This is a genomic window from Martelella lutilitoris (assembly GCF_005924265.1).
In the GTDB taxonomy this organism is placed as follows: Bacteria; Pseudomonadota; Alphaproteobacteria; order Rhizobiales; family Rhizobiaceae; genus Martelella; species Martelella lutilitoris.
Window position 1 is genome coordinate 63,852 of record NZ_VCLB01000007.1, and the last position, 21,750, is coordinate 85,601.

General features: G+C 60.3%; 22 protein-coding genes, 1 tRNA gene and 1 riboswitch. Of the genes, 14 read left to right on the forward strand and 9 right to left on the reverse strand.

Annotated features, from left to right (window positions below; genetic code table 11):
• Positions 1–39 precede the first annotated feature (39 nt).
• The 6 genes from FF124_RS13255 to FF124_RS13280 all read left to right on the forward strand — a co-directional run bounded on the left by FF124_RS13255 (position 40) and on the right by FF124_RS13280 (position 5,710).
• A complete protein-coding gene (locus FF124_RS13255) occupies positions 40–651 on the forward strand; it encodes an IMPACT family protein (protein WP_138748976.1) in 612 nt (203 codons plus the stop codon).
• 98 nt (positions 652–749) lie between these two features.
• Complete coding sequence (locus FF124_RS13260) at positions 750–1,121, forward strand: hypothetical protein (protein ID WP_138748977.1); 372 nt, start codon at positions 750–752, stop codon at positions 1,119–1,121.
• Positions 1,122–1,215: 94 nt separating this feature from the next.
• Complete coding sequence (locus FF124_RS13265) at positions 1,216–2,325, forward strand: AbrB family transcriptional regulator (RefSeq protein ID WP_138748978.1); 1,110 nt, start codon at positions 1,216–1,218, stop codon at positions 2,323–2,325.
• 86 nt (positions 2,326–2,411) lie between these two features.
• On the forward strand, positions 2,412–3,389 hold the full coding sequence (locus tag FF124_RS13270; protein WP_138748979.1) for a linear amide C-N hydrolase: 978 nt from the start codon (positions 2,412–2,414) through the stop codon (positions 3,387–3,389).
• Positions 3,390–3,419: 30 nt separating this feature from the next.
• A complete protein-coding gene (locus FF124_RS13275) occupies positions 3,420–3,992 on the forward strand; it encodes a hypothetical protein (protein ID WP_138748980.1) in 573 nt (190 codons plus the stop codon).
• Entirely contained in the window at positions 3,977–5,710 is a 1,734-nt protein-coding gene (locus tag FF124_RS13280) for a hypothetical protein (RefSeq protein WP_138748981.1), read from the forward strand. Before FF124_RS13275 ends, FF124_RS13280 begins: the two co-directional genes overlap by 16 nt.
• Before the next feature lie 58 nt (positions 5,711–5,768).
• Here FF124_RS13280 and gcvP read toward each other — a convergent pair whose 3' ends face one another.
• Genes gcvP through gcvT form a run of 3 tightly spaced genes read right to left on the reverse strand, consistent with a single transcriptional unit; the run spans position 5,769 to position 10,157 of the window.
• Positions 5,769–8,633 (reverse strand): aminomethyl-transferring glycine dehydrogenase, encoded by a 2,865-nt coding sequence (gene gcvP, locus FF124_RS13285; protein ID WP_138748982.1) that lies wholly within the window; start codon positions 8,631–8,633, stop codon positions 5,769–5,771.
• Positions 8,633–8,998: a glycine cleavage system protein GcvH gene (gcvH, locus tag FF124_RS13290; RefSeq protein WP_138748983.1), complete on the reverse strand. Its 366-nt coding sequence runs from the start codon at positions 8,996–8,998 to the stop codon at positions 8,633–8,635. The genes gcvP and gcvH overlap by 1 nt, the downstream gene beginning before the upstream one ends.
• Positions 8,999–9,014: 16 nt before the next feature.
• The gene (gene gcvT / locus FF124_RS13295) at positions 9,015–10,157 is read right to left on the reverse strand and encodes a glycine cleavage system aminomethyltransferase GcvT (protein WP_138748984.1); all 1,143 of its coding nucleotides are present in this window, start codon (positions 10,155–10,157) and stop codon (positions 9,015–9,017) included.
• 155 nt (positions 10,158–10,312) lie between these two features.
• Positions 10,313–10,402: riboswitch (glycine riboswitch) on the reverse strand.
• A gap of 247 nt (positions 10,403–10,649) precedes the next feature.
• Between gcvT and crcB the strand changes: the two genes are divergently transcribed.
• From crcB to FF124_RS13320, 5 genes are all read left to right on the forward strand, one after another.
• A complete protein-coding gene (gene crcB / locus FF124_RS13300) occupies positions 10,650–11,039 on the forward strand; it encodes a fluoride efflux transporter CrcB (protein WP_138748985.1) in 390 nt (129 codons plus the stop codon).
• A 62-nt stretch (positions 11,040–11,101) separates the two neighbouring features.
• Positions 11,102–12,091 (forward strand): RluA family pseudouridine synthase, encoded by a 990-nt coding sequence (locus FF124_RS13305; protein WP_138749213.1) that lies wholly within the window; start codon positions 11,102–11,104, stop codon positions 12,089–12,091.
• 13 nt (positions 12,092–12,104) lie between these two features.
• Positions 12,105–12,755 carry an HAD-IA family hydrolase gene (locus FF124_RS13310; protein WP_138748986.1) on the forward strand — a complete coding sequence of 217 codons (651 nt, stop codon included), beginning with the start codon at positions 12,105–12,107 and terminating at the stop codon, positions 12,753–12,755.
• 15 nt (positions 12,756–12,770) lie between these two features.
• Positions 12,771–13,433, forward strand: coding sequence for an HAD-IA family hydrolase (locus tag FF124_RS13315; RefSeq protein ID WP_138748987.1), 663 nt, complete (start codon positions 12,771–12,773; stop codon positions 13,431–13,433).
• A complete protein-coding gene (locus FF124_RS13320) occupies positions 13,433–14,179 on the forward strand; it encodes an ATP12 family chaperone protein (protein ID WP_138748988.1) in 747 nt (248 codons plus the stop codon). The genes FF124_RS13315 and FF124_RS13320 overlap by 1 nt, the downstream gene beginning before the upstream one ends.
• 112 nt (positions 14,180–14,291) lie before the next feature.
• On the opposite strand, the gene fghA is transcribed toward FF124_RS13320, so the two are convergent.
• The 4 genes from fghA to FF124_RS13340 are packed head-to-tail and all read right to left on the reverse strand — an operon-like array spanning position 14,292 to position 17,198.
• Positions 14,292–15,122, reverse strand: coding sequence for an S-formylglutathione hydrolase (fghA, locus tag FF124_RS13325; RefSeq protein WP_138748989.1), 831 nt, complete (start codon positions 15,120–15,122; stop codon positions 14,292–14,294).
• Positions 15,119–15,598, reverse strand: a complete 480-nt coding sequence (locus tag FF124_RS13330; protein ID WP_138748990.1) for a YaiI/YqxD family protein — start codon at positions 15,596–15,598, stop codon at positions 15,119–15,121. The genes fghA and FF124_RS13330 overlap by 4 nt, the downstream gene beginning before the upstream one ends.
• Positions 15,595–16,071: a GNAT family N-acetyltransferase gene (locus tag FF124_RS13335; RefSeq protein WP_138748991.1), complete on the reverse strand. Its 477-nt coding sequence runs from the start codon at positions 16,069–16,071 to the stop codon at positions 15,595–15,597. Before FF124_RS13335 ends, FF124_RS13330 begins: the two co-directional genes overlap by 4 nt.
• Positions 16,071–17,198: an S-(hydroxymethyl)glutathione dehydrogenase/class III alcohol dehydrogenase gene (locus FF124_RS13340; protein WP_138748992.1), complete on the reverse strand. Its 1,128-nt coding sequence runs from the start codon at positions 17,196–17,198 to the stop codon at positions 16,071–16,073. The genes FF124_RS13335 and FF124_RS13340 overlap by 1 nt, the downstream gene beginning before the upstream one ends.
• A 208-nt stretch (positions 17,199–17,406) precedes the next feature.
• Between FF124_RS13340 and FF124_RS13345 the strand changes: the two genes are divergently transcribed.
• Positions 17,407–17,793, forward strand: a complete 387-nt coding sequence (locus FF124_RS13345) for a helix-turn-helix domain-containing protein (RefSeq protein ID WP_246072424.1) — start codon at positions 17,407–17,409, stop codon at positions 17,791–17,793.
• 4 nt (positions 17,794–17,797) lie between these two features.
• Here FF124_RS13345 and lipB read toward each other — a convergent pair whose 3' ends face one another.
• Positions 17,798–18,517 carry a lipoyl(octanoyl) transferase LipB gene (gene lipB / locus FF124_RS13350; protein ID WP_138748994.1) on the reverse strand — a complete coding sequence of 240 codons (720 nt, stop codon included), beginning with the start codon at positions 18,515–18,517 and terminating at the stop codon, positions 17,798–17,800.
• 194 nt (positions 18,518–18,711) lie between these two features.
• On the opposite strand from lipB, the gene FF124_RS13355 reads away from it, so the two are divergent.
• Positions 18,712–18,796: transfer RNA gene (locus FF124_RS13355), tRNA-Leu, on the forward strand.
• Between the two features lie 500 nt (positions 18,797–19,296).
• Positions 19,297–19,464 carry a hypothetical protein gene (locus tag FF124_RS20705; protein WP_210237470.1) on the forward strand — a complete coding sequence of 56 codons (168 nt, stop codon included), beginning with the start codon at positions 19,297–19,299 and terminating at the stop codon, positions 19,462–19,464.
• Positions 19,465–19,558: 94 nt separating this feature from the next.
• Here the strand turns inward: FF124_RS20705 and FF124_RS13370 are convergent, their stop codons facing one another.
• On the reverse strand, positions 19,559–21,397 hold the full coding sequence (locus FF124_RS13370; protein ID WP_187326934.1) for an SLC13 family permease: 1,839 nt from the start codon (positions 21,395–21,397) through the stop codon (positions 19,559–19,561).
• Positions 21,398–21,750: the final 353 nt, after the last annotated feature.

The following is a 21,750-nucleotide window of genomic DNA, read 5'->3' on the forward strand; positions in this document are numbered from 1 at the left end:
TGGCATTCAAACGGCTGAACGTCCACCACGCGGAATGCCATGTTCAAGCTCACCCGTCCCGCAACAGCCGAGCGCGAGATCAAGAAGAGCCGGTTTGCCACCATCGCAGCGCCGATTGCCGACGAGGCGGCGGCGAAGGCCTTCATCGCGGAGAATGCCTTCGCTGATGCCAGCCATAATTGCTGGGCCTGGCGGATTGGCGCCGATTACCGTTTCTCCGATGACGGGGAGCCTGGCGGAACGGCCGGAAAGCCGATCCTTCAGGCAATCGAGGGGCAGGAGGTGGACAATGTCGCGGTGGTCGTCTCCCGCTGGTTCGGCGGCGTCAAGCTCGGCACGGGCGGGCTTGCCCGCGCCTATGGCGGCAGTGCCGCGGAGTGCTTGCGCGCGGCCGAGAAGGAAGAGATCATCCCGACCACCATGCTCTCCGTCGCGATCGCCTTTACCGATCTGGCGCTGGTCGAATCGCGGCTGGAGGCCTTCGACGACATCGTCACGGCCGCGCGGGATTTTGACGCGGACGGCGCGGTGTTCCGCCTTGCCGTACCCGACAGAAGGCTCGTGCCGCTCGCCGAATTGCTGCGCGACCTGACGAATGGCCGCGCCGCCCTCGACCCGGACATTCTGGCTGATCCGTCGCTCTCCGCCTGAAAAAAAAGCGCGGTCCCGCCGCTTTCTTCCGCAAGCGGCGGGCCTATTTAGCTATGATAAACGGCGCTGCCGGAACCGTTGCGGTTTAGCAGCGTTGATTGACCGATTTCTCTTTTTCGACCGAGGTAACCTTCATGCGCATGACCGCCCCCATTCTCGCTCTCGCCGTGCTTGCCGCCGGCTGCACCCAGCGTTCCGATACGATCGGCGCCATGCCCGTCTCGCCGAGCGAGTATGAGGGTGCGAGCTGCGACCAGCTTTCCGCGCTCATGATTTCGGAAAAGGACAGGCTGGAAGAACTCTCCCGCCTGCAGGACGAGGAGATCGTCGGCGATTTTCGCGTCATGGGCGCCAATCTCGGCGCGGTCGCGGCCGAGGGCGCAGGCAACCAGGAAAACGCGATCGCCTATGCCAAGGGCAAGGTCAACGCGATCGACATCGCCATGCGCCGCAAGGGCTGCGCCATGTAGGCGTTTGGCTGCGCGATCGCGGCCGATCGCCCTTGGCGGATCGAGGGTCCGAGTGTAGATAAGGCGCGACGCAGCACCAAAGGCAGAGTATGAAATGACATCGGCAGGCGAACCGGAGGAGGAAAGCCCCGAGGCTGAGGCCTCTTCCGGAACGGCGCGCGGCGCGACCCCTTGGGCCTGGCCCGGTCTCGTCGCCGTCTCGGTCGCCTTTGTCATCCTGCTTTCGCTTGCCGGGCTGCCGGCAGCGCTGCTGCTCGGGCCGATGCTCTCGGCCATTGCCTTTTCCTTCTTCGGCGCGCGCATCGCCGTGCCGCGCCTGCCGTTCAATTTGGCGCAGGGCGTTGTCGGGCTTTTGATCGCGCGGACCATGACATGGCCGGTGGTGCAGGAGATCGGCCACGACTGGGCGCTCTTCGTCGTCGGCGTCCTGTCCGTCGTCTTCGCCGCCGTGGCGCTTGGCTGGCTTCTGGCACGCCTTCAGGTTCTGCCCGGCACGACGGCGATCTGGGGCGCCTTTCCGGGCGCTGCCACCGTTATGACGCTGATGTCCGGCGCCTTCGGCGCGGATATGCGCCTCGTCGCCTTCATGCAATATACCCGCGTCGTTATCGTCACCATCGTCGCCGCCACCATCGCGCGGGTCTGGACCGGTGTGGGCGGCGAGGGGGCGCCCGAGCCCGTCCTCTGGCTGGCGACGCCGGACTGGCAGGCGCTGCTGCAGACGCTCCTGCTCGTCGTCATCGGCGTCGGCGTCGGCCGCCGCTCGGGCCTGCCGGCGGGCGCGATGATCGTGCCGGTGATCATCGGATCGGCGCTCAATGTTTCGGGCTTCGTCACCATCGAACTGCCGCAGCCCCTGCTTGCCGTCTCCTATGCGCTGGTCGGCTGGGCCATCGGCGCGCGCTTTGACCGCGACGTCATCCGCCATGCCAGCCGGGCGCTGCCGCGCGTGCTCGCGTCCATTCTGGCGCTCGTGGCGATCTGCGCCGTGTTCGCCGTTCTTCTGGTGGAATTCGCCGGGATCGATCCGCTTTCCGCCTATCTCGCCACCAGCCCCGGCGGCGCGGATGCGGTTGCCATCATCTCCGCCTCGACGGATGTCAACGTCGCCTTCGTCATGTCGATGCAGATCGCGCGCTTCTTCTTCGTCATGGCGCTCGGGCCGATGCTGGCGCGCTTTGTCGCCAGGCGGAGCCATTTTTAGGATAAAGCGCAAATAGCGTTGTCGGTCGAAGACGATCGGGTTAGCCTCAGTCAACCACAAAATCAGGGTCAGGCGGAGGAATTCCCATGTGCACGCGCATCTTCTATGAAACCGGAACGTCAACCTATATCACCGGCCGCTCGATGGACTGGCGCGATGTGACAATGCAGTCCGATCTCTGGGTGTTTCCGCGCGGGATGGCTCGCGATGGCGGGGTGGGCGAGGGGTCTGCCTCCTGGACCTCCAAATACGGCTCGGTGATCGTCGCGATCTACAATCTCGCCACTTCCGACGGCATGAACGAGGCGGGCCTTGCCGGCAACATGCTCTATCTGGTGGAATCGTCCTATGGCGATCCGCAAGCGCGCGACAAGCCGCTGATCTCCGTCGGCGCCTGGCTGCAATATATGCTCGACAATTTCGCCACCGTGGCCGAGGCGGTTGCCGCCATGGAGGGCGATCCGCTGACCATCATCACCGGCAATGCGCCGAACGGCATGCCCGCCAATGTGCATCTGGCGCTCTCCGATGCCTCCGGCGACAGCGCCGTGTTCGAATTCGTCGGCGGCAAGCTTTCGATCCATCATGGCCGCGACTACAAGGTGATGACCAATTCGCCGACCTATGACCAACAGCTTGCCATCAACGGCTATTGGGACCTTGTCGGCGGCAAGAGTTTTCTGCCCGGCACGATCACCGCCGCAGACCGTTTCGCCCGCGCCAGCTACAACCTGAAGGCCGCCACGCCGCTGAAGGACCGCCGCGCGGCGCTCGCCTCCGTGTTCTCGCAGGTGCGCGCGATCTCGACCCCGCTCGGCATGGCCGACCCCGAAAAACCCAACATCGCCTCCACCCTCTGGCGCACGGTCGCCGAACACGAACACCGCCGCTACTATTTCGACTCCGTCATCAACCCGTCGGTCTTCTGGGTCGATCTTGCGGATTTCGATCTTTCAGAGGGAGCTCCGGCAAAGACGCTGGGGCTGAACGATCCGGCCGTGCCGGGCGGGGATGTGGCAGGGCTGATGAAGGAAGCGGCGCCGTTTGAGTTTTTGGTGCCGTGAAAATAGTCAGCAGACTTTGTGGAGCCGATGATGTTGGAAACAACAAAGGTACTCGAAAATGAAATAGATGAAATTGTTAACATGTTTATCGAGAGCACCGTGAGATCTGGCTCCCCCGTGCTTGGAGAAGTTGCTCGCTATCGCATGTTTGAAGGCCATCAAACTGCTATCTTGCGAGAAGATGGAGACAAAGAGGAGGAGGAACTGCATCTTATTTCTGGAGAAACCTCCGTCCCCGCCAAAACATTGCTCTACGGCTCGCTTGAAGAGATATTGGGGTGTTTCTTGCCTGTCGCCAAGTCTTTGGCTGCCGATCAATCAAAACTCTTGTTTGAACTCATCGACAGAACGACCGAAAAGACAGGCAATGTGATCAACGGTAAGAAACGACCGTTTTCACCTGATTTAGTTTTGGAAATGCTAGATAAGATCGAAATCGAATTTGATGCCAACGGCAAACCGAGGATGCCGACGCTTGTCGTAGGCGAAACGATGGCAGCAAGAGCTAAGGAAGTTATTGAGGCATCTGATAACCCTGAATTCATAGAAAAGTTCAATAAAATAAAAAAAAAAGAAGGAGGAATGGCGTGCTCGAGAATCTAATCGAACACTGGTTGGATAGCATCGGCGAACGAGGTTACCAAGCGGCATTCCTTCAGATGCTAATCGGCGAGGGGCATACAATTATGCATTCGACCCGCCACAACGCCATGGAACTTGGAAAAGATATTATAACTATAGGGCCGGATGGTATACCTTGTGGCTTTCAACTTAAAGGTAATCCCGGGGGGCGGCTGACGCTCAATCAATACCGCGAAATCAGTTCCCAGCTTAAAGAGCTTGTCGAGTACCCGCTCAAGTATCCGGGGATCCCGGAAGGTCCCCATAGATGTTTTCTCGTGACGAATGGTGAGGTCGAGGAGGAGGTCCAACGATCTATCAGTGATTTCAATGAGTCGCTAAAGAGTAGGGGATTTGACTCTAAGCAAAAAATAGAAATTATTTCTCGGGGACAAATTCTTAGTTGGGCGATAAAATACTCACACAACTTTTGGCCTAATGATTTTTCGATTCACGAGAATATAATTAAAATGTATAATGTGGATGGAAAGAGTCTTCCGGAGCTGGATAATATTTCATCTGCCCTTGATATAATTTTAAGCATAACGGTCAAAGATGAAGGGAGGAATAAGATTTCATTTGAGCGATCTCTAATATCGTCAGCGCTATATATCTCTTTTTGTATTAGAAACTACGTTCGTCGTAAAAATCATACAGCTATAGCCGCTTGCTGGGTCACGCTTATGGCTTTCTACGCTGGAGCGCTGGAACGCTATGCTTTTTCCCCTTCAAAAAATCTGCAGAGGTCTTTCGATGTAGCACGTGAGGCGTTTTTCTCTGCAATATTGGATTTATTCGACGAAGTTGAAAGGCGTTCTGAAGCGGTTCGTTCAAATGCAGGCAGTTCAGATTTTGATATAAATCGTATATATCTGCAGAGTGGCGGATTGTCTGATCGATACTTGTGGAACGCGCGCGCGCTAAAAACCTTATCGCTTCTGTCGCTTCTCGATATCGAAGACAAAAGAGCAGATAGTAAATTCAGACTTTCATCTCAGCAACGGGATTCATTGAAAAATTTTCTCAGCCCCGAGCACACCAAAATAGAAATATGGGGCGAGGCCGCCATACCTCAAGTTTTAACTTACTGCTTTGGTATGTGGATAAAAGATGCATCGCAACGGCCAGATTTGTTGATATTTGATATCATAAACTGGATAGTAAGTGAAAATAAAAATAGAAATTACTCATTTCCTCCTTACTATAACATTGATGATTGTCTGCGTATGAAATTGAAATCGGCACTAAATTTGAACGGAAAGGATTTATCGACTGAGATACAGTCAAAATCCTCTTTCTTCGCTGAAGGCCTATTACATTGTTTTGTAAGGTCAAACTTAAAGAGCCTAGCCAAGGCCATTTGGCCAGAAATTACTCGAATCTCTCACAATGCCTTCTATCCGGAAAGCTCATGGGCGTTTTGCCTTTGGCGGGTACCTAGAGGAAAAAACACTTCAAGGCAGATGCCATTTCCATACAATTGGTCAGATATTCAGCAGGAAGCCTCAAACATCGAAACTCCCCATGTGCCGTCGTTACTTCGGGCTGATCCTTTGATCTTGCTCGCATTTATTATATTTCACCCGCATCGCAGCATTCCTGAGGTTTTGAGGTACTTACATTTCGCTATATGTGGAACTTGGTTTTTGCCGTCTGCGATACCCGAGGATGAAAATAAGCTAAAATATTCATATCGTTAACCGCTTTCGAGGTGGCGTTTCCGCCACCCCTTCGACTTCCTCCCTGTGGCTTGCTCGCTTACTCCGCCGCCTCCGCATACGCGCTCATCGGCGGGCAGGCGCACACCAGATTCCGGTCCCCGTAAACATTGTCCACGCGGTTGACCGGTGGCCAGTATTTGTCGACGCGGAAGGCGCCGGGGGGGAAGCAGGCTTCCTCGCGGGAATAGGGGTGGGTCCATTCGCCCACAAGGTCTTCCACCGTGTGGGGTGCGTTCTTCAGCGGGTTGTCGACACGGTCGGCGCGGCCTTCCTCGATGGCGCGGACTTCCTCGCGGATCGACAGCAGCGCATCGCAAAAACGATCGAGCTCGGCCTTGGTCTCCGATTCCGTCGGCTCGATCATCAGCGTGCCGGGGACGGGGAAGCTCATCGTCGGCGCATGGAAGCCGCAGTCGATCAGGCGCTTGGCGATATCGTCGACGGAGACATCGGCGCTATCCTTCAGCGGTCGTGTGTCGATGATGCATTCATGCGCCACGCGGCCCTTTTCCGACTTGTAGAGCACGTCGTAAGCGCCTTTAAGCCGTGCGGCGATATAGTTGGCGTTGAGGATCGCCACGCGCGTTGCCTGCGTCAGCCCTTCGCCGCCCATCATCAGGCAGTAGCTCCAGGAGATCGGCAGGATCGAGGGCGAGCCGAAGGGGGCGGCCGAGACCGCGCCGCTTGTCCGGTCCGTTGCCGGATTGGCGGGCAGATGCGGGGCGAGATGCGCCTTGACGCCGATCGGCCCCATGCCGGGCCCGCCGCCGCCGTGGGGAATGCAGAAGGTCTTGTGCAGGTTGAGGTGGCTCACATCCGAACCGATATCGCCCGGCCGCGAAAGTCCGACCATCGCATTCATGTTGGCGCCGTCGAGATAGACCTGGCCGCCATATTTGTGCGTGATCGCGCAAACCTCCTTCACCGTCGCCTCGAACACGCCGTGGGTCGAGGGATAGGTGATCATGCAGGCGGCGAGATTGTCGGCATGCTGCGCGGCCTTTTCGGCGAAATCATCGAGGTCGATATCGCCGTTGTCGCGCGACTTGACCGGCACCACCTTCATGCCCGCCATCTGCGCCGAGGCCGGGTTGGTGCCATGCGCCGAGGTCGGGATCAGGCAGATGTCGCGATGCGCATCGCCATTGGCGCGGTGGAAGCGGCGGATGGTCAGAAGCCCCGCATATTCGCCCTGCGCGCCCGAATTCGGCTGCATGGAGAAGGCATCATAACCCGTGATCTGGCAGAGCTTGTCCGACAGATCCTCGATCATCTCGCGATAGCCAAGCGCCTGGTTCTCCGGCGCGAAGGGGTGGATATCGGCGAATTCCGGCCAGGTGATCGGCAGCATTTCCACCGTGGCATTGAGCTTCATCGTGCAGGAGCCGAGCGGGATCATCGCCCGGTCGAGCGCCAGATCGCGGTCTGCGAGGCGGCGCATATAGCGGGTCATTTCGCTTTCCGCGCGGTTCATGTGGAAGATCGGGTGCGTCATGTAAACGCTTGTGCGCAAAAGGCTTTTCGGAAGACGGTAATCCGCCTCGAACTCGGCGATCGTAAACTTGCCGCCGAAGGCCTCCCACACCGCTTCCACATGGGCGGGCCGGGTGCGCTCGTTGACGGAAATGCCGATCTTTGTGTCGCCGACCTTGCGCAGATTGACGTTGTTTTCCACCGCGTTCCTGAGGATCAGCCCCTGAAACGCGCCGACCTCGACCGTGATCGTGTCGAAGAAGGTTTCCGGCTCGACGGTGAAGCCGAGCGCTTCCAGCCCCTTGGCGAGCAGCACGCCCTTCTTGTGCACCTGCTGTGCAATCGCCTTCAGCCCGTCCGGCCCGTGGAAGACGCCATACATGGCGGCCATGACGGCGAGCAGCACCTGGGCGGTGCAGATGTTCGACGTCGCTTTTTCGCGGCGGATATGCTGTTCGCGGGTCTGCAGCGCCAGACGATAGGCGCGGTTGCCGCGGCTATCCACCGATACCCCGACAAGGCGGCCGGGCATGGAGCGCTTGTAGGCGTCCTTCACCGCCATATAGGCGGCATGCGGACCGCCATAGCCGAGCGGCACGCCGAAGCGCTGGGACGAGCCGATGGCGATATCCGCATCCATCTCGCCCGGCGATTTTAAGAGCGTCAGCGCCAGCGGATCGGCTGCGACCGTCGCGATGGCCTTCGCCTCGTGCAGGGCGGCGATCACATCGGTGAAGTCGTTCACATGGCCGTGGGTGCCGGGATACTGGAACAGCGCGCCGAAAACCTCGTCGGCCTTCAGATCGGTAAACGGATTGCCGATGATGATCTCCCAGCCGAGCGGTTCGGAGCGGGTCTTCAGAAGCGCGATCGTCTGCGGATGGCAGTTCTCGTCGACGAAGAAGGCCGTTGCCTTGGATTTCGCCACGCGGTTTGCCATGGCCATGGCTTCGGCCGCAGCCGTGGCCTCATCGAGAAGCGAGGCATTGGCGATGTCGAGGCCGGTAAGGTCTGCCATCATCGTCTGGAAGTTGAGGAGTGCCTCGAGGCGGCCTTGCGAAATCTCCGGCTGGTAGGGCGTATAGGCGGTATACCAGGCCGGGTTTTCCAGAATGTTGCGCTGGATCACCGGCGGCACGATGGTCGGGTTATAGCCCTGGCCGATCATGGAGATCATCGGCTTGTTCTTGTTGGCGGTTTCGCGCAGCTTGTCGAGCGCCTCGCGCTCCGTCATCGCCGGGCCCCAGGCAAGCGGCTGCTCCTGGCGGATTTCGGCGGGCACGGTGTCGTCGATCAGCGCTTCGAGACTGTCATAGCCGATCGTCTCCAGCATTTTCGCCATCTCGACGGGCGAGGGGCCGATATGGCGGCGATTGGCGAAGTCGTAGGGCTGGTAGTCGGTAAACTGGAATTCGGCGGGCGTCGTCATCAGGCGATGAACTCCTTGTAGGCCGCTTCGTCCATCAGCGCGTCGGCGTCGGCGGGGTTGGCGAGCTTCAGCTTGAAGAACCAGCCGCCCTCCATGGGCTCGGCATTGACGAGTTCGGGATTGTCGGTGATCGCTTCGTTGACCTCGGTGATCTCGCCGGCCAGCGGGCAGAACACGTCCGATGCGGCCTTGACCGATTCGACGGTGGCGGCGTCGTCATTCTTCTCGAAGGTCGCGCCGACTTCCGGCAGTTCGACGAAAACCAGGTCGCCGAGCTGTTCGGCGGCATGCGCCGTGATGCCGACGGTGGCGATGCCGTCCTCGATCTTAAGCCATTCATGTTCTTCGGTAAATTTGATGGTCATGATGAAATAATCCCGCTCAGCGCTTGTAGGTGGGTTTGATAAAGGGGGTATCGGTGATGGTGGCGGGCAGGTACTTGCCGCGCACTTCCGCATAGATGGTCGTGCCGGTCTCGGCGTGGTCTGCCGCCACATAGCCCATGGCAACGGGCACGCCGACGGAGGGGCCGAAACCGCCGGAGGTGACATTCCCGATTTCGGTTTCGCCCTTGTCATCGGCAAAGAGTTTCGCCGGCGGGCGGATCGGCGCGCGGCCCTCCGCCTTCAGCCCGACGCGCAGGCGCTTCGCGCCGTCGGCAAGCTGCCCGAAGATGATATCTGCGCCGGGGAAGCCGCCTTCGCGGCCGCCGCCGGGCCTGCGGGCCTTCTGCATGCCCCAGACGAGCGCGGCTTCCACCGGTGTCGTCGTCGTGTCGATGTCATTACCGTAGAGGCAGAGCCCGGCTTCCAGCCTGAGCGAATCACGCGCGCCGAGGCCGATCGGCTCGCAATCCTCATGCGCCAGCAGCGCGCGGGCCAATTCGTCGGCTTTTTCGGCCGGTACCGAGATTTCAAAACCGTCCTCGCCGGTATAGCCAGAGCGTGAAATCACGCAGGTGACGCCGAGAACTTCGCAGGCGCGCACATCCATGAACTTCATTTCGGTCACGGCCTCGCAGAGCGGCGCCAGCACGTCTTCGGCCTTGGGACCCTGCAGCGCCAGCAGCGCCTTGTCCTCGAAATGCGTCTCAACCTCGCAAAGGTCGGAGAGATAAGCCTTCATATGGGCAAGGTCTGCATCCTTGCAGGCGGCGTTGACGATGACCAGAAGATGATCGCCGCGGTTGGCCACCATCAGGTCGTCCATAATGCCGCCCTTGTCATTGGTGAAGAAGGCATAGCGCTGCCGGCCGGGCTTGAGGCCGAGAATGTCGACCGGCGCCAGTTTTTCCAGCGCGATCGCGGCATCGGCGAGATTGCCGGATCGCGGTTTCAGCCAGACCTGGCCCATGTGCGAGACATCGAAAAGGCCTGCCTTTTCACGGGTATGCAGGTGTTCCTTCATCACGCCCATCGGATATTGCACAGGCATGTCATAGCCTGCGAAGGGCACCATGCGGGCGCCGAGCTCCAGATGAAGCGCGTGAAGCGGGGTTTTTTCTAGCGGTTCTTGCGAGACCAAGACGTGCCTCCGGATTGCGTTGATAAACGCCGGCTCAAAGGGGCGGGCGTGTGCGACATGCCCGATACGAATGAGCCCCCTCTGTCCCGTTTGCCTGAGATTATTATCCCTTCGGCCGGTCCCGGCTTGCGCCGGGCCTTGTCTCCAGAGTTCAGAAACACGCGCTGGTCCTTTGGCCTGAGAGTTTCCGGGGCAGTTGCTCCTTCGGCACCGCTTCTGCAAACGGGTTCTCCCAACGCGAATTTTGAAAGGGATTATCCAAGTTGTGGCGGGTTTTGCAAGAGGGCACGGCCTGCCGGTGCACCGAAATTGGCGCAAGTCCCGCGAAGCGCGCGTCGAGGCTTGTGAATTGAAGCAAAGCCAAGCTAGGATATTGAAGCAATCTGGCTGGCGTTTACATTATTCAGGCAGAGCGCATGGGAGGCGTATATGCGCCGCGCCCGCAATCGGCTTAATGCGGGAATTGCTGCGGTCGGACTGGAAGGAAACGCAATGCCTCAGATCGTCTCTCATGCCCTGATCGCCGCCGTCGGCGGCGGGCTTGGCGCAGCATGCCGCTACCTTGTCGGCGTCTTCGCCATTCGCGTTATCGGCCATGGTTTTCCCTGGGGGACATTTATCGTCAATGTTCTCGGCTCGCTTTTGATCGGACTTCTGGTCGAAGCCGTGGCCCGCCTTTTGAACCAGTCTGCAGAAATGCGCATGTTCATGGTGACTGGCTTTCTCGGCGGCTTCACCACATTCTCGTCTTTCTCTCTTGATGCGATGAACATGATCGAGCGCGGCGATTACGTGCCAGCGATCGTTTATGTCGGCGCCAGCGTCGCGCTGGGCCTGGCCGCCGTATTCGCAGGCCTCGCGATCGGCCGGATGGTGTTCTAAACCCATTTCATTCCGGCGCGTCATGCGATAGAAGCCACGCTTCAATGAAGGGTTTTCGCACGATGGCGGGTATTGAACATATCAAGGTGGATCAGGACGAGGCGGGCATGCGCCTCGATCGCTGGTTCAAGCTGCATTATCCGGGGCTCGGCTTCGGCGCTTTGCAGAAGCTGCTGCGCTCAGGCCAGATTCGCGTCGACGGCGGACGGGTAAAGAGCGACACGCGCGTCGAGCCCGGCCAGATGGTTCGCATCCCGCCGATGAATGTCGACCCGAAGACGTCAGGCCCGATACCGGGCAGGGATCTCAAGCACTCGCCCGACGGCGAGCTTCTGTCGCGCATGCTGTTGCATGAGGACGAGCGCGTTTTCGTGCTGAACAAGCCGGCCGGTCTGGCGGTGCAGGGCGGCTCGGGCGTGGTCCGTCATATCGACAAGATGCTCGAGGCCTGGACCAACAAGAAGGGCGAGAAGCCGCGCCTCGTCCATCGCCTTGACCGCGACACCTCCGGCGTTCTGGTCGTCGCCCGCTCGCGCCGCGCCGCGCAGTCGCTGACCGAGGCCTTCCGTCAACGCACCACAAAGAAAACCTACTGGTCGCTGGTCAAGGGCGTGCCGCGCAAGCGCGAAGACAAGGTCTCGACCTGGCTTGCCAAGGAGCAGACGCCGGACGGCGACCGCATGCGCATCGTCAAGCATGGCGAGCCCGATTCCGATCACGCGGTTTCCTACTACCGTGTCATCGATACGGCGGCCCACACGCTTTCCTGGCTGGAAATGGAGCCCTATACCGGGCGGACCCACCAGCTACGCGTCCATGCGCTTCATATCGGCCACCCGATCATCGGTGATCCGAAATATTTCGACGACGATCCGAACTGGGAATTTCCCGGCGGCATCCAGAAGCGGCTGCATCTGCATGCCCGCCATATCGATGTGCCCCATCCCGACGGCGGCAGGCTGAAGGTCACGGCGCCCCTGCCGCCACATATGGTGCAGAGCTGGAACCTTCTCGGCTTTGATGCCGACCGCGAAGATCTCGACAAGGATTGAGACAGGGACTGACATGAAGCTCGTTTTGTTTGACTGCGACGGCACGCTGGTCGACAGCGCCGTGCGCATCCATGAGACCATGCGTCGCGCCTTTGTCGCCTTCGGATACCCCGAACCGACCCTTGCCGAGACCAAGACGACCATCGGCCTCTCGCTCGACTACGCCATCGCCCGGCTGCTCGGCAGGCACCGGATCGACGACGAGGTTCTGGCGGTCCGGGTAAAGTTCAAGTCGCTCTTTGCCGAAGTCCATTCCGATCCCAATATGATGGAGCGGCTATTTCCGGGCATTGCCGAGTTGATCGACGGCCTTGCCGCGCGCGGCGACGTCGCCATCGGTGCGGTCACCGGAAATTCGCGCCGGGGCCTGACCCATGTTCTGGATCTGCACGGACTGGCGCCGCGATTTACCGTTTCGCGCACCGCAGATGACTGTCCCTCCAAGCCGCATCCTGCCATGGTGCTTGAATGCTGCGCGGAAGCGGGCTTCAATCCGGCCGACGCCGTGATCATCGGCGATGCCGTCTTCGACATGGAAATGGCGGCGAAGGCCGGCGCCCATGCGATCGGCGTCGCCTGGGGTTACGGCGAGATCGCCGATCTGCAGGATGCCGGAGCGGGTGCGATCGTCTGGCATCCGGAAGAGATCTTGAAACTTGTCTGAGCCGGGAGTGCTCCCATGAAGCTGGTGCTTTTTGATTGTGACGGAACGCTGGTCGACAGCCTGGCGATCATCCAGGAGACCATGGCCCGCACCTTCCGCGCCTTCGGCCACGACGCGCCCGATGAGCACGCCACGCGCGGCACGGTGGGCCTGACGCTCGACGTGGCAATCGCCGGGCTCCTGGGCCGCGATCAGGTCGATCACGAATGCCGCGACATGATGGGCTACTACCGCTCGTTGTTCGCCGAAGTGCGGCGCGACCCGGCCATGCAGGAGAAGCTCTATGACGGCATCGCCGTCATGCTGTCGCATCTCTTCCTGCAGGACGATATTCTCGTCGGCGCTGTCACCGGAAAGTCGCGGCGCGGGCTCGACCATATGCTGAAGACCCATGGCTATGCCGACAAGTTCATCACCACGCGCACGGCCGATGATTGCCCCTCCAAGCCGCACCCGGCCATGGTGCTGGAATGCTGCGATGAGACGGGCATGCGACCGGAACAGGCGGTGGTGATCGGCGATACGGTGTTCGACATCCAGATGGCGAAATCCGCCGGCGCCGGCGCTGTCGGCGTTTCCTGGGGCTATGGCGCGCCGGATGCGCTGAAGCTGGCGGGGGCGGCGGCGATTGCCGAGACGCCGGATGACATTCTGAAATTCGTTCTGAAGGGTGCATGATGACCAATGATCCCATCCGCCGGTCGCAGGAGCTGATGCGCGCCGAACTGCCGAAGAAATTCTACGCGGAGGCAACCGTCGCGCCGGAGGGCGATGGCTTTGCGGTGAAGCTCGACGGCCGACCGGTCAAGACCCCGTCGCGAAAGCCGCTGATCCTGCCGACGGAGGCCGCCGCCGAACATGTGCGCGCCGAATGGCAGGCGCAGGAAAAGGTCATCGACCCGGCGAAGATGCCGATGACGCGGCTTGCCAACACGATCATTGACGGCGTGGCCGTCAACGCCGACGCGGTGTTCGAGGAAATCGTCAGCTATGCCGGCAATGACATGCTGTTCTATCGCGCGGAAAGTCCGGAGGAACTCGTTGCCCGGCAGGCGGAGCGCTGGGGGCCGGTGCTTGACTGGGTGGCCGAGGAATATGGCGCGCGCTTCGTGCTGGTCGAAGGGGTCATGTTCGCCGAACAGCCTGCGGAAAGCCTTGAGGCCTTCCGCAGGGCGCTTGCGCATCACCGGGCGCCGTTCGAGCTTGGCGCCTTACATGTGATGACGACGCTGACCGGCTCGGCCCTGGTGACGCTGGCGCTGGCGCGCGGCCGCCTGACGCTGGATGAGGCCTGGGCGCTTGGCAATCTCGAGGAAGACTGGACGATCGAGCTCTGGGGCCATGACGAGGAAGCCGCCCGCCGCCGCGCCAAGCGGTTCGAGGACATGAAGGCCGCGCATGATTTGTTCGTGGCGCTGGGGTAGGCGACGCGTCGGTCTGGCCCCGTAATCTCCCCCTCAAGGGAGGAGATTGATTGCTGCGAAGCACTCAAGAAACGCGGTCACGACATTTCATGGCGAATACCGGCCGAGCCCCTCACACCCGCTCCGCATGCCAGCGCAGATGGTCGTCCATGAAGGTGGAGATGAAGTAGTAGGAGTGGTCGTAGCGCTCGTGCATCCTGAGCGTCAGCGCGATGTCCGTGTCCTTGACCGCCGCCTCAAACAGCCAGGGCTTCAGACCTTCCTCGAGAAAACCGTCGGCCGTGCCCTGGTCGATCAGGAATTCGGGAAAGCGGGCGCCGGCGGCGACCAGCGCGCAGGCATCATGCTTGCGCCAGACATCCGGGTCGGTTCCGAGATATTTCTCGAATGCGCCCTGCGCCCAGGGAGAGGTCGAGGGCGAGACGATCGGCGCGAAGGCCGAGCAGCTCTTGTAGCGGCCGGGATATTTCAGCGCGAAGGTCATGGCGCCGTGGCCGCCCATTGAATGGCCGAAAATACCCTGACGGTCCATGTCGGCGCGGAAGCTGCCGGCAATCAGCGCGGGCAGTTCCTTGGTGATATAGGTCTCCATCTGGTAGTTTAGCGCATAGGGGCTTTCGGTGGCGTCCACATAGAAGCCCGCGCCCTGGCCGAGCTGCCAGTTGGTCAGCGAATCGGGAACGTCCTTGCCGCGCGGGCTCGTATCCGGGCAGACGATGATCAGGCCCAGTTCTGCGGCCATGCGTCGATACTCGCCCTTTTCCATCACATTGGCGTGGGTGCAGGTGAGCCCGGAGAGATACCAGAGGACGGGGCAGGGGCGTTCGGTCGCCTGTGGCGGCACGAAAACCGCAAAGGTCATTTCGCAATTGCAGGCTTCCGAATCATGGGAAAAGACGGCCTGCATGCCGCCAAAGGCCGTGTTTTCGGACAGAATATTCATGGTTTTCCCTTTGTTTCGTCTTCTCGCTTGGCTTGAATGGATTTCGCCTGCCGGCAGAGCCGTTCCATGGTCTGCAGGAAGGCCGAACGGTCCCTCGGCGAGAAGGCGGCGTTGTAACCCTTGCTCTCGCCGGTCTCCCGCAGATGCTGGCCAAGGTCGCGCATGGCCCGCGCCATGCCGATATTGGCCTGATCGAACAGCCGGCCGGTCGGCCCCGTGACGAGCGCGCCGCCTGCCACGCACCGCTCGGCAAGCGGCACATCGGCGGTGACGACGATGTCGCCGGCGCCGGCGCGTTCGGCGATCCAGTCATCGGCGGCATCGAAGGCGCCGGAGACGACGATGTTGCGGATCATCGGATCGCGCGAAGGCCTGAGGCCGGAATTGGCGACGAAGGTGACCGGCAGCCCGTGACGTTCGGCAACCTTGATGACCTCGGGCTTTACCGGGCAGGCATCGGCATCGACATAGATCATCCAGCGGCTTTCCCTTGGATCCTTGCAGAATCACGCACCATGTCGATATGCGGGATGCCGTCTTCCAGATATTCTTTCGACACGGTCTCGAAACCGAAGCCCGCATAAAAGCGCTCGAGATGCGCCTGGGCGGAAATCGCGATCGACGCGTCGGGCGCCAGCCTTTCGCAGGCCGCAATGGCTTCGCTCATCAGGCGTTCGCCGAGCTTCTGGCCCCGATGGGAGGGAGCGACGACGATACGGCCGATGCGCGCCTTCTTGTCCGTTCCGGGCGCAAAAATCCGGCCATAGGCAACCGGCTTGCCGTCCTCAAGAAGCCGCAGGTGAAGCGCATCCGCGTCCTTGCCGTCGAGCTCCGGGTAGGGGCAGTTCTGCTCCACCACGAAGACATCGACTCGCAATTTGAGCACGTCATAAAGTTCGCCCGCAGTGAGCGCGTCCATGCGGGCGATATCGACGGTGAGCGATGACATCAGTAGACGACGACCGAGCGGATGCTCTCGCCCTTGTGCATCATGTCGAAGCCCTTGTTGATGTCCTCCAGCTTCAAGAGGTGCGTGATCATCGGGTCGATCTCGATCTTGCCGTCCATGTACCAGTCGACGAGCTTCGGCACGTCCGTGCGCCCGCGCGCGCCGCCGAAGGCCGTGCCCATCCAGGAGCGTCCTGTGACGAGCTGGAACGGCCGGGTGGAGATTTCCTGGCCGGCGCCGGCAACGCCGATGACGACGGACTTGCCCCAGCCGCGATGCGAGCATTCGAGCGCCTGGCGCATGACGGTGGTGTTGCCGGTGCAGTCGAAGGTGTAGTCGGCGCCGCCGATCGTGTCATTGCCGCGCTTGGTCAGGTTGATCAGATAGGGAACGACATCCTCGCCGATTTCCTTCGGATTGACGAAATGGGTCATGCCGAACCGCTCGCCCCACTCCTTCTTGTCATTGTTGATGTCGACGCCGATGATCATGTCGGCGCCGGCAAGGCGCAGGCCCTGGATAACATTGAGGCCGATGCCGCCGAGACCAAACACGACGGCGGTCGCGCCCACTTCCACCTTGGCCGTGTTGATGACCGCGCCGACGCCCGTTGTCACGCCGCAGCCGATGTAGCAGACCTTGTCGAAAGGCGCGTCGGGATTGATCTTGGCGACCGCGATCTCCGGAAGGACCGTGTAGTTCGCAAACGTCGAGCAGCCCATATAGTGATGGATCGGCTTGCCATCGAGCGAGAAACGCGACGTGCCGTCCGGCATCAGTCCCTGGCCCTGGGTCGAGCGAATCGCGGTGCAGAGATTGGTCTTGCGCGACAGGCAGGAGGGGCATTCGCGGCATTCCGGCGTATAGAGCGGGATGACATGATCGCCCTTCTTGACCGATGTCACGCCGGGTCCGACATCGACGACGACGCCGGCGCCTTCATGGCCGAGAATGGCCGGGAAGATGCCTTCCGGATCTGCGCCGGAAAGCGTGAAGTCATCGGTGTGGCAAAGGCCCGTCGCCTTCACCTCTATCAGGACTTCACCTGCCTTCGGGCCTTCAAGCTGAACGGTCATGACTTCGAGCGGTTTTCCTGCTTCGACTGCTACGGCTGCACGCACATCCATCGGTGTCTCTCCATATCGCCTTTGTTATCCGTCAATCTTTGGCATGGCCGATCGTTGATCCGCAAGCACAAGTCTGCGAGATCGGCCATTTCTCTGTTCATCGCGCCCCGCTGTCGCGCAGACTGGCACTTTTGCCCGCGTTTGGTTATGAAGGGAGGCAAGAACCGGACAATCCGGCACGCCCAACGGGATGGAAAGGCCGAAATTAATGGAAGAGGAACTTTACGGCGACGATACGCTGGGGGGACGGCTGCTCGCCGCCCGCGAGCGCGCCGGATTAAGTCTGGCGGACCTCGCCGGTCGCCTGGGGGTGACGCGCGAGACGGTGCGAAACTGGGAGTGTGATCGCTCCGAGCCATCGCTGGAACGGCTCGTCAGGATCGCAGGCTATCTGGGGGTTCGTCCGCTCTGGCTGATTTCCGGGGATGAGGAAAAGGTCCACTCGACCAGCCGTCAGATCGGATTGAACCTGAAGGACGTCGTCATCGAAGTCAACCATGTCGGCCATGCGGGTCGCTATCCCGATGCGATCACCCGGCCGCGCCGGCCCGGCCCGTTCGGCTTTACCGTCACCGGTGGACGGACGCTGCACTGAAGCCTCAAGTCTGGTCCGGCGCTGTCGCGCCGAAGACCTCCTCGAAGGCCCTCCTCAGACAGATGTCGACGTCTTCCATCGTCACCGGCAGGCCGAGGTCGACGAGACTTGTGACGCCGTAGCCGGAAATGCCACAGGGCACGATTCCGCCGAAATGTTCGAGTTCGGGTTCGACATTGATCGACAGGCCGTGGAAGCTGACCCATTGGCGCAGCCTAATTCCGATCGCGGCGATCTTGTCTTCCGCGGGCGAACCATCGGGTAGGGGGGGGCGCTCCGGTCGTTTCACCCAGACGCCGACGCGGTCCTCGCGTCGCTCGCCGCGCACATTCATCATATCGAGCGTCTTGATGATGGTTTCCTCGATCGCCGCGACGAAAGCGCGGACGTCGCGCCGCCGCCGCTTCAGGTCGAGCATAAGATAGGCCACCCGCTGGCCGGGACCGTGATAGGTATATTCTCCCCCGCGTCCGGTCTCGTAGACGGGAAAGCGGTCGGCAATCAGAAGGTCGCTGGCGTTGGCGCTGGTGCCGGCCGTATAGAGCGGCGGATGCTCGACCAGCCAGACAAGCTCGTCCGCTTCGCCGCGCGCGATCAGAGCGACTTCCCGTTCCATGGCGGCAAGTGCTTCGGGATAGGGAACAAGCCCCTCCGAAACCCGCCACCTTACCGGCGGCGCGCCGGCTTCCGCATGCATCACAAAATCGATTTCGCGTCGTTCCATGGCTCCGTCCTTCGGCCTTCTCCTTGCAGATTTCGCACCCTGCGGCAAGGCGAAAGCGCGGGGGTAAACCGGCGGCCATCGGTCCCTCAAAAGTTTCTCCCGCAGAAATGAAAAAAAACCGTCACAGACGCTTGTGCGCTGAGAAGGCTTTTGCTACATGCAGCGGCGCCGGCACAAACCGGCCCTACCACGATGCGGTCGTGGCGGAATTGGTAGACGCGCAGCGTTGAGGTCGCTGTGGGGCAACCCGTGGAAGTTCGAGTCTTCTCGACCGCACCATTTTCAAAATTAAATATCGCTATATCAGTTAGTTAGGTGCAGAATTGGACCACGTCAGAACTATGCGTGGGGCATTTTGATTCTTTGCATGGCGTTGACTGCGAGTTTCCAGCGTTCGACGCGGCGGGTGTAGACCTCTCGCTTGCCTTTGCTTCGGAATGGCCGAGGATTGCCACCATTTCCTACTGGCTGCAGCCGAGCTCGGCGAGGTGTTCGGCGAGGCCCTTGCGCACGCCGTGGGCCGAAAGATGCTGCAGGCCCGCATCGACGCTCCATCGCTTGAACATGGCCGACATGCTGTCTCCGCTTTCATATGGCCTGCCGCCCCGGCCCAGCACATAGGTCGCGCCTTTGACCTTTGCCGAGCGAATCATCGCCAAAAAAAACGGGCACGGTCGGCATATACCGGCTTGTGATGAAGGCCGGCTCTGACAATTTTCGCGAATCGTCGGTGCAGGGCATCATGAAGCGTATCAAGGGCAAAGGGCATTGAGGTCGTCGTGCACGAACCAACACTGGCTGACACTGATTTCTTTCGGTCGCCGGTCGTCAATGATCTTGAGGTGTTCAAGCGACGGGCGGATGTCATCGTCGCCAATCGGCTCGCCGAGGAAATCCGCGATGTTGCTGACAAGGTCTTTACGCGCGATCTCTTCGGCGCTGACTAAATTCGTTTCCGTTGATCCGCAACTATTCAGCCAATGACCACAAAACTTGAAATGGCCGAATTATCATAAATCACAATATATTAGATTCATCTGCTCAGAGGTTATAGTAGAGCGGCGCCAGAAGCGCGAAAGCGATTGCGATGATGACGACAAGTGGAAGGCCGCCCCGCACAAAGTCCGAGAAGTTGTAATGACCCGGGCCCATGACCATCAGGTTGGTCTGATAGCCGATCGGCGTCGCGAACGAACAATTCGCCGCGTAGATCACCGCTGCGGCAAAGGCCAGCGGCGGAGCGTTGATCTGATGGGCCATGTTGATGGCGATCGGCATGAACAGCGCGGCGGCTGCGTTGTTGGACAGAATGTTCGTCATGATCGCGACCGTGATGAACAGGATGGTGATCGCGATCACGGCGGAGGAGCCGCCGGCGAGCGCGATGGCGCCCTGGGCAATCAATGCCGCGCCTCCGGACACTTCCAGGGCCGTGGCCATCGCTATCGATGAGCCGATCAGGAGAAATATCTGCCGATCGAAGGCGCGCGCCGCCTGTTGCAGGGTCAGGCATCCGGTCGCGATCATGGCCAGTGCGCCAAGCACGGCGTTGACGGCAATCGGCGAGATCTCGAGGGCTGACAGCCCGACGACGGCCGCGAAAATGATGAAGGATGTCAGGGCGCGGCTGCGGGGCGGCACGGACTGGGCCGAATGTTCGAGCAGCAGGATATCGTGATTGCCGCGCATCGACATGATGTCTTCCTCTGCCCCGCCCAGAAGCAGCGTGTCGCCGGCCTCAAGCCGCAAAAACCCGAAAGGGCCGCGACCCATGCGGTTCTTGCGCCGTACGCCCACGATCGTGACATGGAAGCGCGGTTGAATGCCGCAAAACCGAACCGTCCTGCCTTCAAACCGTGATCCCGGCGCGATGACGGCTTCCGCCAGATGGTAATGCGGCCCTTGCCTGCGTCCTGCATTGGCATGCGTTTCCTCTTCCGGTTCACCAAAGGTGACGGCTTCTCCGCCGGCAATCAGGTCCATGAAGGCCTTGCGATTGCCGGATATCTGCAGAAGATCGTCCGGCTGGAGCCTCAGTTCTTCGCTGAACGGCGGCAAAAGCACCTTGTCCTCACCGTCGGATCGGCGAACGATCGAGTGCAGGGAGAATGGTCTCAGTTGAGGAAAAAAGCCCGAAATCGGCAAAAGGCCGGAAAACCGGCTTCCTGCCGTAATCGCGATTTCGCCGATGAATTGGGCACCGTCACCCTCGTTGCTCGTACGCAGTTCGGTCTGTCTCGCGCTCAAAAGCCGCGGCAGAAAGAAAAGGACATAGACATATCCGATCAGCGCCAGGATCACGCCCATGCCGGAGATATCGAAAAGTCCGATTTCAACGCCACTTTCGGCTGCGATGCCGGCGGCGATCATGTTCGTCGAGGAACCGATAATTGTGGTCATGCCGCCGAGGATCGTGATGAACGACAGCGGCATGAAGATCTGGTAGGCCGGCAGGCGGAATGTCGCGGCAAGCGAGGTGAGCACGGGAATGAAGATGACCACCACCGGCGTGTTGTTCAGGAAGGCCGAGATCGAGCCGGCCACGACGAGGATCAACGCCACGCCCATGCGCGGTCGACGGCCGCACAGCCTGCCGACATGGCTCGTGATTCCCTCCATCGCGTCTGTGGCAAACAGTCCCTTGCCCACAATCAGAAGCGCCAGGACCGTGACGAGCGCCGGCGAGGAGAAGCCCGAGAGCAATTCCGTCAGGCTCAGCGTCGCGCCATCGGGGCCTTGGTAGGGGACGATGCCGTAGATCAGAAGCAGCGCCGAAAGCACGGTGAGCGAAATGGCATCGATGGAAAACCTGTCGAGAGCGAACATGACGATCGCCCCGAGCACGACGATGAACGTCGAAATCAGATAGAAATGATCCACTGCGTCGCAACCTGAAATAGAATACTGAAATAAATTATCGCTGTACGTCGCACAGGATTATCAAAATTCCTCCGCAAAAGCCATGGCCGGCGTGTTTGGGCCGCAGGCGAAATGAGGGTTGCGGGCGAACCCGTCGCCTTCGCCCGCGCGTCCCTGACAGCCGGACAACCTGTCGGCTTGCGTTTGCCCGGCTTATGTGAAAATATCCGTGCAGAACGGCAAATTCTTTTGAAGGCGATTTTTACTCTGCGGATTTTCAAAGCGGTCTGGCTTGCTGTCAGCGTCACGCCGCTCTATTTTGTATGAAATTTCGATACGGATGTTCTTGTCCCGCATCGCATTGTTATAATAAT